General features: G+C 57.9%; 7 protein-coding genes. 6 read left to right on the top strand and 1 reads right to left on the bottom strand.

The genetic code is table 11. From position 1 onward, the window contains the following. The first annotated feature begins 16 nt into the window (after positions 1-16). From J7I89_RS25280 to J7I89_RS15925, 6 genes are all read left to right on the top strand, one after another. The gene (locus J7I89_RS25280) at positions 17-322 is read left to right on the top strand and encodes a transposase (protein ID WP_308159945.1); all 306 of its coding nucleotides are present in this window, start codon (positions 17-19) and stop codon (positions 320-322) included. Between the two features lie 203 nt (positions 323-525). Beyond that, positions 526-3,012, top strand: a complete 2,487-nt coding sequence (locus J7I89_RS15945; RefSeq protein WP_214972302.1) for a hypothetical protein — start codon at positions 526-528, stop codon at positions 3,010-3,012. Continuing rightward, a complete protein-coding gene (locus J7I89_RS15940; protein WP_214972300.1) occupies positions 3,012-4,427 on the top strand; it encodes a hypothetical protein in 1,416 nt (471 codons plus the stop codon). The genes J7I89_RS15945 and J7I89_RS15940 overlap by 1 nt, the downstream gene beginning before the upstream one ends. Before the next feature lie 214 nt (positions 4,428-4,641). Continuing rightward, complete coding sequence (locus J7I89_RS25805) at positions 4,642-10,014, top strand: ATP-binding protein (RefSeq protein ID WP_214972296.1); 5,373 nt, start codon at positions 4,642-4,644, stop codon at positions 10,012-10,014. A 63-nt stretch (positions 10,015-10,077) separates the two neighbouring features. Beyond that, a complete protein-coding gene (locus tag J7I89_RS15930) occupies positions 10,078-11,490 on the top strand; it encodes a DNA cytosine methyltransferase (protein WP_214972714.1) in 1,413 nt (470 codons plus the stop codon). Between the two features lie 119 nt (positions 11,491-11,609). Then, positions 11,610-12,026 carry a very short patch repair endonuclease gene (locus J7I89_RS15925; RefSeq protein WP_308159935.1) on the top strand — a complete coding sequence of 139 codons (417 nt, stop codon included), beginning with the start codon at positions 11,610-11,612 and terminating at the stop codon, positions 12,024-12,026. A gap of 809 nt (positions 12,027-12,835) precedes the next feature. On the opposite strand, the gene J7I89_RS15920 is transcribed toward J7I89_RS15925, so the two are convergent. Continuing rightward, positions 12,836-13,855 carry a DUF262 domain-containing protein gene (locus tag J7I89_RS15920; RefSeq protein WP_214972293.1) on the bottom strand — a complete coding sequence of 340 codons (1,020 nt, stop codon included), beginning with the start codon at positions 13,853-13,855 and terminating at the stop codon, positions 12,836-12,838. Positions 13,856-14,327: the final 472 nt, after the last annotated feature.

Here is a 14,327-nt window from a genome sequence, read left to right as displayed (position 1 = left end):
GCTCCAGGCTGCCTGACTGGACAAAGAGCAGGTCCGGACCCTGCTCACCACCGGGTCACTTTCCGACGCCGCCGCCGCGAAAGACCGCCTGCAGGAACTGGTCGAACGCGCCGCGCAGCCGGAAACGAACCGGCTCTGGCGCACGGTCTGCCGATGGTGGAAGGAGATCGAAGTCCTCATCGTCACAGGCGCGACAACGGCGAAAGTAGAAGCCAACAACACCGCGATCAAGCACATAAAACGGACAGGCCGGGGATTCACCAACGCACGCAACTACAAGACGCGTATCCTGTTGCGCAGTGCCGCAAGAACAGCGGCATGAACCTCCATCACGGCTGAGAATTCACCACGAACCATGAAGAGCCCCTAACACTGTGCGTGCTGGCGTTCCTCGGCCGCTCGCTCGGATTCCCCTTCGCCAACAGGCGGGCTAACCGATGCTTTCCGCGTATGGGGCTCGGTGTGTGGCCACAGGGCACCAGGTACCGAGATATTTGCGTCGAATATGCCTAATAACTTCGAGCCATGTATGTTGTCGATGTGGGGGAATCGAAACCGTGGAACGATGACGAGACACGTGCGCTTGTGAGCGCTTATTTTTCAATGCTTGAACAAGAGACGCGTGGCGCGGCCTACTCGAAAATTGCCCACAACCGACACGTTCAATCGCTTACAGGCCGCAGCAAGGGCTCCATCGAGTTCAAATTCTGCAATATCAGCCATGTCCTTGCGGAGGCCGGCCTCCCATATGTAGCGGGTTACAAGCCGCGTAGCCATGTACAGGAGGCCTTACGTGCGGCCGTTCTTGGTGAGGTTGGTGCGGAGAGCAAACGCTCAAGCGGCGTCAAACGTCCACCCCCCGTCGGCGGGATGTTATCTTCGTCGGATACCCCCGGTATTGCTGCACAGTCCGCCGCAGCCTTCAACGAAAGAGGCCCGTTGTCTGCTTCAACCCCAGAAACAAAGATTGGTAATTCCTGGTATGGCCTCGCAGGGCTGTGGGATCGCGCGACGGGAGGGACCGACGTCGCGGCGCGGCCCGACCACCCAGTGGATTCATCTTGGCCGTCTGCACTACGTCCCGCCGGCGTAGAAGAGGCCTGTGAGTGGCTGAAGTCGGGCGTATCTGCTGGGCGCCCTCCGCGATTCCTGTTCCTGGTCGGAGGGCCAGGCGCGGGAAAATCCCATGCCACAGCACACGTCGTACATGGCATGCGCCTCATGAGCGAGCTCGAAGAAGGATTGGCGCATCGAATCTACGACTACGAGGGGACGCTGTCTGATCTAGTCGTCGTCAACGACGCCACGATCAACTTGGAGGCTTCCGAGCGGGCTCCACTCACGTCAGACATTGATCGGGTCGTCGGCGTCGGCATGGAAGCGGTCCTCCCTTCCCGTTCGCGCCATTTGATGGCATGCGTGAATAGAGGCGTCCTTGTTGAGGAGATGTCAGAGTCTCGGCTCCGCGATTCGGCGGACTGGACCGCGGGAGACGTACTCGTGCGCTGGCTGTACGGTTCTCCGCTGACCGGCCCAATTGAGTCGTCGTGGCAAGTGACTGGCGTGACCGGACAGGACTTTGTCCGTTCCGCCAGGCTGAGTCACATGGGTGAGCACGTCGCCAATGTAATGGCAGTGTTCGTTGACGAATGCTCACTTTTCGAGGAACGTCCCGCCATAAGCATCGGGGCCGATTCCAGCGTGTCCGCTGAAGAATATCGGATTGTGCCCCTGACGCAGCGTCCAGGAATGGAAGCGACTCGGGCCCCAGCAGCCGACTTGCTGGTCAATGTCTTGAAGGCTGTCGAAGAGGCGGTGAGCGATCCCCAAGGACACGTGTTGGAGACCGTTGTCGACCCCCTTGGGGCCAATCTGCAATCGCTCCGCTCACCGTTGGTACGGTCAGGGCTGTTGACCATGGCACGAAGCGCTGAGTTAATGTCGGCAACCCGCATGACCTATCGGGAACTTTGGGGTTTCCTGACTCGCGCTTTGGTGGGTGATGCGCCATCCCGGATGCCTCGAGAACACTTGGGCGAGTTTGTCATGGCCAACCAGCCATCAGGCCTGGGGGCGGAGGAAGATTTTGAACGCATGCGAATCCTGTCGGCGCTTAGGTTCAACCAGAGCATCTTTGGTGCGGGGGAGCGCTCGGCAGCACCGGACGGCTCAATGCGGGATCCAGTCCTGAAGCTCCTCATCCCAGTCGACCCAGTCAGCGATGCCGTACCAGGTTCGAACCCCGATGCGCCGGGAGAAGGCTGGGCCACTCGTATTTCTGACGCTTTCGGCGTCCACGCCTCGGACGGGACGCCGCTACAGAGCCTGCTTGATTCGGCAGTAGAAGATGGTCCATTACACGCTGTCGTGACCGACTTTGACCGGCGTCTCGACGAGGCTTTCTGTCAGTTACTGCAGTCGCCACACCTCAAAGACGAGAAGCGGTTGGAAGCCACGGGCTGGTATGGGGCCTACCTGACGCGCCTATACGCTGTGTCCCACGGGATCTGTGCGTTTCGGCGCGAGGTGGACATGCTAATCAGAACCTGGGTGCAGTCCCCACACCTTCCGGATGATTTGAAGTCTCCGCTGCGTACCCTCATCAGGCCCAAGCGGAATCCGACTGAATCTGGCTCGTCCCTCTTGCCGCTATTCGACAGCAGGACGGAGCCAATTACCGGAAGAACCGCGACGCCGAAGCTCGCTGTCCGCGTCAGGGAACCAGAACTTTCCACCGATCGGCAAGGACAGGGTGAGCAAGTCCTCCTGGTGATCGGGACAGATGGAACGACTATGAGCCGAGTGTCCTTGGACTTTCCATTGATCCGGGAGGCCTTGGCCTGCGTAGACGACCACATAGGCGTCACTGACCTCATTGATGTGACCGCACCACGTTTGGAACGTGTTCGAGCCTCCCGGCTTCTGTCCTCTCACCTACACGGGGCGGAGTTCTGCCTGGCCGATGGCGACCGTGAAGTCCAAATAACCCAGCGGTACACGAAGGAGTCTTGATGGACAGGGTTGCCGAAGCGAAACATCTCCTGCTTCCGTTCAATCGGCCCGAGTACTTTTCAGTGCCCGAGGCCCTGCTCTCGTCGCTTGCTTGGCGTGCCTACGAGATCGCATCAGACACGGATGCGCGTAAGCCTGTCGGCCTGATGTACAAGGCCGATGCCAAGGAGACACAGTACCTTTCGCTGCGGCCGACGAAACCAGCAGGTGCTGCCGCAGAAGCGCTTGGACACGGGCTCAAGAAAATGGCCTTGAACACCGCTGCTTCTGACCTTCTCTTGGGCGAGGCCGTCGCGTCGAGCGTCATGGGCATCCGAATCGAAAAAACGGGAAACCAGCCCTCCAGTCCGATGACGCCGGCTCTTGCACTCATGCAGGATCCCCGTGGTGTTTTGGTGAAGAAGGGGCCACCCGACTTTGCCTCTATTATTGAAAGCCTCTTCACCGTTGGGCATAACCCCGGGGGGCCGCCGGAGTCCGCCACACAGCTATGGCTGCGTGCCGCGGATCAGCGGCTGGAGCTGGACCCGCTGTTGAACGTAATTGATGCGTCCATGATGTCGACGGTCTTCGACGATCAATGCAGGCGACGCCGATCATTCCCCATTTCTGAAGACAGCGTCGACTGGTGCGGCTTCTATCCGGAGACCCCCTATCAGTGGTTTGCCAAGTCGTGGGCGACCCTGACCTCTAAAGAGTGGGTCGAGGCGCTTCCGGCACGGGTCTGGGTTGACTGGGCAACCACGGTCCTGCGACTCGCAATGGGGCTCGGATTCCTGTGGGAATATGCGTGGTACGAGGCGCTGGGCGCCGCGATAATTCAGGGCTCCGTACCTGACACTTTTGAAGAGTTGCGAACCACGGTCAGGTCGCCGCTGCCTTGGCAATCGAGCCGATCGTCTATTTCCGTGCGCGATGTTGGTTCCAGCATCAAGTGGCGTATTTCGCGAGGTGAAAGAATTAGGAAGAGCCTCAAGGAACGGTTGAACGAACTTGGCGGGCAGCAGGACGCCATGGAATTTCTACGCGGCGCCGCCGAAAGTGACTTCAGGCGCTCACTAGCGGCCGAGGTTGCAGAAAAAAAGGAAGCCGGAAAGCTTGTCTGGGAGACCGTTAAATACGGCCTGCAGGTCCGCGAATCGAGTGGACCTTTCACGGACTATTACGGGATTCTCAAAACCCGGGGGCGCAGGTACCTCGTAATCGATCCGGGCACTGAGTGGATTGCAGTTGTTGCCAGTCTCACCTGCGGTACACCTGGGTCTCAGTGCAACGTCGGAGACGTCTTACGGGACCTAACGATATTAGGAATGCGGCCTGAACTCGGCGACCTCGTGTCTTTGCTTGAGCGGGCCGGAATGGCGCGTGGCAGCGCAGATGCTGACCACGCCGTTATTGTCGAGAGCGCTTTCTAGGAGAATCATGGCGTCGATTTCATTGGGCAAAGTTCTCGGACGTGCCCTTGCAACAACCAACGGCCTCGTACACGTCCACCTACCGGAGGGAATCGGAAGCGACGTAGCAGAGGAGATTGTTCGCTCTGCCAACACGGCTCGGCCGACTACACCCCCATTTGCCCTTCTAGTCACGGCAAGGAAAGAGTCCCTCGAGGATGTGAATTGTCCGCGTGTGAACCCCCAGCGCACAATCCAATACCGTCAGGGCGACCATTTGGCGGTCGTGTACGGCCGCCAACCCGACCTTTCATCATTCGTTCAAGTCTTCCGCGAGGTCTTTGGCCAGAGCTTTCCAGAACAAGCTGAAGGCGCAGTGGCTATCCACGAACTATCAAACCAAATGGTTCATGAACTTGTCGGAGAGTTCGGCCTCGAAGGGCTGAATGACAGCCAACGAGCACGCTGCTCCGAGGTGCTTTCTTCGTGCCTGTCCACGCTTTCGACTTTACATTCACGGTCGGCGGACAGCGGACGGAGCTGGAACGCAGCCTGGTTTGCGCACGTTGATCGCGGAATAGGCAACCTGTTGGTAATACTGAACCACTTAGTGGCGACCGGCTCCTCCTTGGAACTACCGGAGGCCTTGGCTAGGTATGCGTACGCGTGCTTCGCGTTGCCCAGGCCCAGCTCGGCTGTGGCAAGGTCGTTCCTTTCCTCTGTATCGGCGGCAGTAGCGCTGGGGGATTCCCTATCGGAGTGCTGGAGCGACGAGGAAACCTTCCGGATGAGCGCGGGACATCTGGCTACTCGTCCAGAAGTAAAAGCGGCTGGGGGCAAGCACCCCCTCGAGGATTTCGCTAGTGACGACCTCGATGAGGCAATCTCCCGCGAAGGCAACGCATGGTTGGGGTTGACCGATGTCATCGGAGTATCTCCGGAGAACATCGAGCGCTTCTCGGAACTGACGGAGGCACAGTTTAGGAGTCCGGCCCGGGAGGACAGCGACTCCCTGACTATTGATATTGCGTTCGCGGGGGGAGGGTCACTCGTGCTTGACCCTGAACTCCCAGAAAGTCCCTTCCTCATTCCTTTGTCTTCGGATGGATCCGCTGGTGGACGACAGCTCCAATCCGAGCTTCTGGCAATTCGAATACCGACGTTGGAGCGCCTCGGTCCAGACGTCGCCCGCTCCTCTCAGCTGGCGATTCAAGTCTTGCCTGCAAACATCGCAAATTGGGTGGGGAGCGTGGAGATGGCCGAAGACGGAAGCTTGCTGGCCGTTGGCCGATTCGTCAAACCTCGCGGAAACGGACGCAGCGCCGCGCCTTTCCGTTTGGTCTCGCTAAGGGTTTCGCTATCGACCAACGACCCGCTGGCGCCGTGGGTACGGACCGATCTGACTGCCAAGGGATATGTCTTTTCCGGCATGCAGACCTTCCTGGCGGCAGCGCCATTCAAGAAGTCGGGTGCGCTCGGGAAGGTCTCGTACCTTGGACCAATGGATTGGACCCCGTCCTCCAACCCGGATGAGCGCGAACAGGACTTCGCGGACGAACTTCCAGACGTGCCGGGTGGTTACCAAGTCATGCTTTGGCACCCTGACGCCGCGGAGCAACCGCTGTTGGACGGTGTCGCACTCAAGGTTCATCCCGTACTTGCGGGGCTGTTCCCACTACGCTTCGCGCCCACAGGCGACAACGAATTCGTGGCCAACGGAACGACTTTCCGTGTGAGGCCCGTGGCAGCTGGAGGGGGCCACCAGTCCGCGCTCCTGGCTGCTGCAGTCAAGCAGCAAGTCGTACCGGACAGGCCCAAACTAGCGACAGAGGGCTCAGTCCGGGGGCAAGCGGAATCGTTCTATGCCAGCCGGATAGTGGCCGGGGACGAGTCCATCATCGCTGCCCTTGGCCACATCATGATGCCGAGTAATGAGTCGACGCGCGTCGCGGACGCGCGTCCTCAGGACCGCGGTGCAATTCTCATGCCGGATGCCGCGCGAACAGCACTGGACAGCGTCAGCTACTTCGAGGTGGAGCAAGACTTTGTAACTGGCGCCGAAGCGGAGAGGTTCCGAGACGCATTTCGTGCCCTAAACCTGGCCGGCCTTCTCCTGCGGAAGGACGTGCACGGTGATGGCGTCGATTTCGAATGGCCGTCCCGGACGTCCTGGCGGTCGCTCTGGGGCTCCGCGGAGTTGGGCGAATACCTGGATGCTTACACGCAACTCGTTGACGCTGCGCGGGCAACGGGAAGGGACGAGAACGTCTTCTGGGCGGCTTACCCAATGTCCGTCAGCGTATGGGATGTCAGGGGGGACGAAGGCTGTCAGGCCGTGCTCTTGAGCCCACTCCATCCGTTAAGGCTGGCATGGCTAGCTGGTGCGGAACATGTACTATTCGAAGCCAAGAATTCGGTGCAGCATGCGGGCTCGATCGAAGGATGGAACCTTCCACTCGTGGGCCCCGGAGAGTCTAGCTCTGGACGGATGTTGGCGGTTCCCACGGACTCGGGGGAGGACCAGATATTTCTGGGATGGTCTATGATGCTTCCCCCTGGGCGCTCAAGGCCCCGGAGGCTATCTCCGCCGGATCGGATTGGAAATGCCGTTACACCGGGAACGGCAGTGAGTGGACTCAACGCAACGGCGGTGGATGCCGCTTTGAGATCTTTCCGCAGGATGCATCCCCACATCACGACACTGACGGTGGACTTGCATGCCCAGGACCGCCAGATCCGTCTCACCGAAATTGACGATTCCGTCCTGGCAGTCGCGGAGGAATGGGGCAAAGATGACGCCGGACGCCTAATGGGCGGTGTGAGGGTGCTCGACTCCGTGAAGCGCGAGGGCCCTGTGCCCCGGGATGCGGTCACGAGGCTAGTCCGTGAGAATCGCGACATGCTCTTGACCTGGTCCCGGTACGTCCCACGTCCGGATTCAAAGGTCTGGTGCAATATACGGTTACTGCAGGACTCAGGCACTACTGTCCGGGTAGGCGACGGCGGGAAGGCCTACGGTGTGCTGGGAAACGTGCCCCTTCGACGATTTGAAAGCAATCTGAACCGACTGACGGAAAGGCGACTCAGCCTGAGCCAGCCAGCGGTTCCAGCCCACATTGGTTGGGGCCCATTTAGCCGCGCCCTCGAAGCATGTGAGTCCGACGATTCCGCTCCTGTCGTCGAAGCTGGGATGATGCGCCGTGACGTCGCGGACGCGACGGCGGACTGGACGGTGATGGGGGAGTCGTTCCTTAGCCCCGCGATCATGGCTGAGCTTATGGACGCGCACGGTGAAGGCGCGCGCATGCTGTGGGAATGGCGTCCGCCGGTCTTCGAGCGTTCCGCCGACGTTCCTTTCATGGAACGTCGTCCCTTCGTATCCATTGCCAAAGTTCCGGATAGCTTCGGGCATCAACTTGAAAGTCTCTTGACGAAGGCCACCGGGAAAGAGGACACGTCTGCCCTCAAAGCGTCAGTCATGTCGAGACTTGGAAGCCGTGGAGTTGGCCTATCTTCCCTGCTTTCCATGGGCGGTACACATGTAGCAGGTGCTCTCGGATTCTTCCTCACATTTGGTCTTTTCGATAAGGCGGCTTCCGGAACAACCAATCGATTCGTTCTACCAATCGATGCTGCGGACTACTTCCTGCGCACACTCTCCGGGCAGGCAAACCATGGCCAGCATCAGCGTCGAGCGGACTTGCTGTTCATAGAAATGGATGAAGAACAGATCGTCCTTTCTCCAGTAGAGATCAAATGCTACGGCCTAAAAGGTGATTCGATCGGCTCCACGCTTCCAGGCCCAGCCTCTGCCGCATTAAAGGAACCTCTTGCGCAACTCGAGGCCAGCTACCGCCTGTTGACAGGTATTGAGCTCAGGGCTGCTGAAGTCTCGGGGGCCGACAGGGTCATCTGGATGAACAGCTTGGCCACGTTGGTGGAGACAGCGGCGCGCCTTAACCCCATTCTTGCCGGTTCACCGGATGAGTTCGCCAACCGCCTCTCGGCTTTGGTGGATGGTCGTATGAAGGTTCGTGTAGGCAGACCGCTCCTCACGTACCTTCAACATGGCGCGACCACGTCAACAGGTGATGCTTTCTACGCTGGCACGGTAGGCGGCGACGAGTTCCAAGTTGGGGCGTTGGTTGCCGATACCGCGACAGTCTTTGAGGCGTTGGACACAGCTGATCAGAGTGGGATCATCGAGGGCTGGGCCAAGCTGGTCGACTGGTCCGCGGCCGAACCAGACGGCGAGGAACTTCCTGCCAGGGGCGCTTCGGACGAAGAGCTGATCGCCGAAAATGGTAGCCACGAGGGATCCGAAGGCCAAGAAACGGCCGATCCAGTGCCAGGGCAGGCCATGCCTAGCGGCCAGCAGCCGGCCTCAGGATCGAAGGTCGGCGCTGCAACCCAGACCGGGTCCGACGGTTTGGAATCAGGTCGACTTGTGGGCGCGGAGGCCGGTTCCCGGGTTGGAATAGCTGGGGACGGGGTCCGAATCAAGGTTGGCAACCTGTTGGGTTCCGTGGGCAATTCGGAGGTGGATTTTTGGCCGGGCACCACGAACCTCAATCAAATGAACGTCGGAATCGTCGGTGATCTGGGAACAGGTAAGACCGAACTCGTGAAGGCTTTGATCGCACAGATCCGGGAGCAAGCTCGCGAAAAGCAGCCTTCCGTGGCGACATCCATGCTGATTTTTGACTACAAGGGCGACTTCCAAAAGGAAGAGTTCGTAGGCCGCGTCGGCGGCGTTGTCTTGGAACCACACCAGATACCAGTGAACATATTCATGCCTGTGACCGGCGAATATTCAAAGCTGCCCTACCAACAGGCGGCAGCCTTCGTCGATGTGCTCCGGAAGATCTACCGGGGCGTGGGTCCAGTCCAAGCTAGCCTCTTGAACGAGGCCGTCAGGGAGCTCTATGAGCAGAATGACAACAGGCCACCAACACTCGCGGAAGTTAGGCTTGCCTATTTGGAGAAGTCGGGCAATCCAGATTCCGTGTCATCCATACTCGACAGCTTCGTGCTTAGCCAGATCTTTAGTGCCGACAGGGAAAATCTAAAGCTGTTTGGGGAGTTACTAGAGGGCAAAGTACTCATTGTTGCTCTGGACCGGCTGGGTCAGGACCAAAGCGCCAAGAATGCCCTCGTCGCCCTGTTTTTGAACCTGTATTACGACAACATGTTGAGGACGCCCAAGCCGCCGTTCCAGGGTGACCCACCCAACCAGCTTCGCTACTTGAAGTCATTTCTGTTGGTCGACGAGGCGATCAACATCATGCGCTACGATTTTCAGGTCCTCATGGACTTGATGCTGCAAGGTCGCCACTTCGGGTACGGGGTCATGCTGGCGTCCCAGTATCTTTCGCATTTCAAGGAGGGCCGCGAGAACTACGGGCAGCCGTTACGGACATGGTTCATCCACAAGGTGCCGTCCGTTAGCGGACGTGAACTTGCCTCCCTGGGTCTGCCGGACCTTTCGCCGGATGTACCCAGAAGAATCCCGGACCTGCGCCAGCACCAAGTCTTGTACAAATCTCTGGGATATGACGAAGGTCGCTTCATCAGCGTGGTGCCGTACTACGAGCGGTACGGGCTTTGACGCGCGGGGACCACTGCGCCGTGCCCAAGGAATGGGGTCGAGCTCTGGCACAATGTATCAGTGATGAAGTTCGTTGACCTGTTCTCGGGTTGTGGTGGTCTCTCGTTGGGCATGGAACGGGCGGGGGGCGAACTTGTCGCTGCCGTAGAGAAGTCAGATATGGCCGCTCGAACCTTTTTCCATAACTATGTCGCGGATGCGGCTGACATGCGGGTCTGGCAGCAGTACCTGCAGCGCAGCCTCCGACGTCAGTTCGAAGGCAAGGTGCTGGTAAGTGAGCTGGCCAAGGTGCTCGCTGATGATGACCTCATCCAGAGATTCAATGAGCAGGATCTCGATGCCGTAGTTGGTGGCCCTCCGTGCCAGGGGTTCTCTCTGGCCGGCCGTAGGCTTAAGGACGACTTACGGAACCGGCTTGCCTGGGAATATCTGGACTTCGTGGAACGCACTGCCCCCAAAGCGGTCGTGATTGAGAACGTTGTTGGAATGAGCCAAAGCTTCGTAAAGGGCGAGGAATCCTCCTTCTCCCAGCTGCAGGCCGCACTGACCAACATCGGATCTGGATACACAGTCCAAGCCGTTCGTGTTAACGCTGTCCACTACGGAGCCCCCCAGTTCCGGCCCAGGCTCATGCTGATTGCCCTGCGGAGTGACGTCGCGAGAAAACTGCGGGTATTGGCGACGCCCGGAATATGGAAATCAGATTTTGCGGATTTGGTGGGCGATGTCCCGCCCCTAGCACCTGCCCCTACCACCATGTCTGGTCGTGCATTCACGATCCGTGATGCCATCTCAGATTTGGGCGGCTGGGAAGCTGCGGACACTGGTAGGAACGGGGAGTACTTAGCCGGGCTGAGGCAAGCGGAGGAGGCCGTACGCCCCAAAAGTCGCGAAATTCCCACCGATCCTCCAAACCAGACACCCAGACGGCACACGGACATTGTTGTGACCAGGTTCTCTTTCTACCGGATGATGCACAGCAATGGCATCGACCAGCGGCTGCTCAGCCAGATGAGCGCTTTGGACCCGGAAGGTCAGAAATCGCTCGCGAAGCGTGCCTTGGCGAACGTCGAACTTCCTCTGGACCTCCAGTGTTCGACGAGGCCATCAGTGGCGAGGACTATCTGCTCCTTGGACGAGCTGGTGGAACTTGCTGTTGACCTTGTGACGCGGAAGCACAGCCAGAAAGTGCTCAGTGCTAGCGAACCGAGCCGAACTGTAGTCACGCTACCGGACGACTATGTCCACCCCATGCAGTCCCGGATCTTTACGGTTCGAGAGCTTGCCCGTTTCCAAGGCTTTCCTGATTCATTCGAGTTCCTGGGCAGGGAAACCACCGGCGCGCACCGGCGGAAGTTGGAAGTACCCCAGTACACCCAGGTGGGGAACGCAGTATCACCGTGGCAGTCGTTTGCAGTGGGCACCCTTCTCTCGGGGCTGCTGGCAGAGTACAGGGGAATTAAAGCGTCAGGATAGCTTTGCCCAAAGATCATCGTCCGGCTCAACATCACGGGGTGAGCGGCTAGCTGGCGCAGCTAGTGGCCAGCCGCCAGCTGCAGCGTTCGCAGGACTGACGGTCGGGGCGGAACTAAAATATGGACATGGCTGACTTCATGAGCCCTGAACGGCGAAGTGCCCACATGGCAAAAATCCGTTCCAAAGATACTAAGCCAGAGATAATGCTACGGCGAATGTTGCATCGCGACGGGCTTCGGTACCGCCTCCATGATCGCCGGTTGCCCGGAAAACCGGACTTAGTATTCGTAGGGCGCCGGAAGGTCATCTTTGTCAACGGGTGCTTTTGGCATGGGCATGACTGTCCGGTGGGATCACGCTTACCGAAAAGCAACACTGACTTCTGGGCTGACAAACGAGTCCGGAACCAGGAACGGGACGTCAGACAGCGCATCCAGTTAGTTGATCAGGGATGGGGCTACCTAGATGTTTGGGAATGTGAGGTGTTGGCCGACCAGGAATTACTTCGCCATGTCCGACTTTTCTTGGACGCATAGATTAGCTAGGGCGAACTAGTCTCTGAGTTGCAGAAGCAATAATTGTAAGCAGGCTTACGAAGCTGAGCTAGCTTGGGTTCGTTTACCGCCCGAACGTATGAGGCACTTCTACCAAAGCTTGGTGCCCACGGTCCTAACCATCCTCCCTATCACGGCCGTTCCACGCATAGTGCTTTGCCGGATTTCTATGGGTCGGATATTTTTTACTTTGAATTGGAAGCTGTCCGTACTGGTGTGCATTGCGCGACCTCTCAGAGTGACAAACTCACTCAGATCGGTAGGTGTAAGCGGCGACATTTTGCCTATCCGTTTGACTCCTCTACTCTCAAGCTTGGAGAAAGTTCCAGTCCCGAGATCGAGCCCAAGTGGCTGGACAAGCCGCTCGACATATTTCAGGCCAGCTCCATGATTGCGCTCCAGCGATTGTGACCAAAAAGAACTTGCTCCGCTACTGGTCCATGCCTCGGCCAGCCTCTGCGCGTCACTGACTAGCACGCGCCGCTGAGGAACAATGTCGATACTTCCTAGCTTTTCGGTTACAACGCTCTGGTAGTACCGGATGGCATTGATCAGGACCGGGTGGCTATATCCACTGCTGGCAGAGTTATGCGCATGCAAGAGAACCTTTTGAACTGTTTCCTCCAAGAGTGCTTCAGATTCAGCGTGGGCCAGGCCGACATACGAGGCAGCCATATCTAGAGCGGCGCTGTTCCAGACCGAAATTCCCAAATGGGGCAAAATAAACCTCTGATGAAGGTACTGTTCCCGCCGCACTAGTGAATCAGCTGAGCGGATGACATCGCGCCTGTTCATCGTGTGAGCAGGACGGTCGTACGATCGCGAAGCCCACCTAGACCCAGCACTGGCTCGAGCGCCTCGAGCCACATTCCAAGCCGACCCAGCACAGCCTCGGGCGTCTTAGTGGTTGCCGCCACGTACTCGGAGAATTGAGGATTCTCGTTGAGTGCGCGGAAGCACATCTCCACTTCCGTCTTGTGCAGGAGCGCAGCTTCTTGCACATCGCTGAACTTAAAGGCATAGAGCATTATGTCAAAGACGGCACGGTTGAAGCGACCGGTGTATTTACCCGTATCGTCTAATCGTTGAAAAGCGTGATTTCCAAATATCTTATACACTGTGGAAATTGATGAGTCTATTTCGTCGCTAGCGCGGTCGACTTCATCAACTATGGCTTGCGATCCCCAGGATCTATTTAGCTGCTTAGTAACGGTATCAAGAAATTGCTTGAGGTTTCCTCGGTAACGTTCTGCGTATGTCGTAAATGCAATCCCGCGTAGGAGGAGTTCCGCATCTCGCAGTCTATAGTCGGGTTCGGTGATCCCGAGGATTCGCTGAATTCCTTTAGATTCCGCCGATCGCCTATCTAAATAGTCCGTAAACTTACCTGCAAGAAGTGATCTACGAAGCTCGTGAGTTGACAATGGTGTAGCTTGCGTGTTTAGGCGATGAAAGACGAATTGGAGAACTTCATCCTTCTTCCAGTTTCGCAAGATTACTGTTCGAACGGGGAGATTGATGAATCTCGAAAACTCGTGAAACTCGTTAATTTCAGAAAATGTCTTTCCGTTCAGATTCGGCAGAACCTCAAGCCCGGAGAGCACGAGAGTCTCATCGACGGTGAAGCGTTTTAACGAACTCAAGCGTTGTTTTCCGTCAATCACCACGTACTGAAAATTGGAGGACTTTGTGGAAGGCAGTTCGGCCAAGGTTATGGGAGGCACCGGGCACCCAATAAGGAGCGACTCGATGTAGAGTGACGCCTTTTTGTCTGTCCAGGCTGACCTTCGCTGGAAGGGGGGGGTCAACATTGAACACATTTCGCTGCAGCTGCTCCGTGAGTGAACCCGTTGTCCAGTCCGTGGTCCAAACGACTGTGTCGGGCAGGTACTGCCGAGTTAGGTCTCTAACGTCGTCATCATCGAACGGGTCAGTCCATTCCATCGAGGTCCTCTCATAAGTCCCACCGTGGGTTGCGATTACATTTTTGTCCCCCTGTGCGGAGTGTATGAGAAGGCTAACAGCACGATTGGCGTAGTTGCATTACGGTCCTACAGTGTCTTGCGCCCGATTCTGCCGCTTGTTGTAGGGTTCGGCGGCTGCCGTCTGGGGCGACCTATGCCTGACACATCGTGGCAGGCGGGTCCCCTCCATGGGAAAGCTCTTCCCACATCAGGGGGACAGGCGCCACTGCATCTGCCGCGCACCATCCTGTAAGTTCGTCAGGTCAAGCACCGGACAGCGTCGCCAGATTGTCGATCTTGGCGAAAACGAGTCCGTGTT

Origin of the sequence: Arthrobacter sp. ISL-5 (assembly GCF_018613835.1) — a bacterium.
Taxonomy (GTDB): domain Bacteria; phylum Actinomycetota; class Actinomycetes; order Actinomycetales; family Micrococcaceae; genus Arthrobacter.
Note: the sequence above shows the minus strand (reverse complement) of the source record. Positions and strands in the feature narration are given on the sequence as shown.

Bases quoted from the DNA above. Each gene is read 5' to 3' on its own strand.
- J7I89_RS15930 (WP_214972714.1), top strand. From the start codon at position 10,078: ATGAAGTTCGTTGACCTGTTCTCGGGTTGTGGTGGTCTCTCGTTGGGC.
- J7I89_RS15940 (WP_214972300.1), top strand. From the start codon at position 3,012: ATGGACAGGGTTGCCGAAGCGAAACATCTCCTGCTTCCGTTCAATCGG.
- J7I89_RS15945 (WP_214972302.1), top strand. From the start codon at position 526: ATGTATGTTGTCGATGTGGGGGAATCGAAACCGTGGAACGATGACGAG.
- J7I89_RS15920 (WP_214972293.1), bottom strand. From the start codon at position 13,855: ATGTTGACCCCCCCCTTCCAGCGAAGGTCAGCCTGGACAGACAAAAAG.
- J7I89_RS15925 (WP_308159935.1), top strand. From the start codon at position 11,610: ATGGACATGGCTGACTTCATGAGCCCTGAACGGCGAAGTGCCCACATG.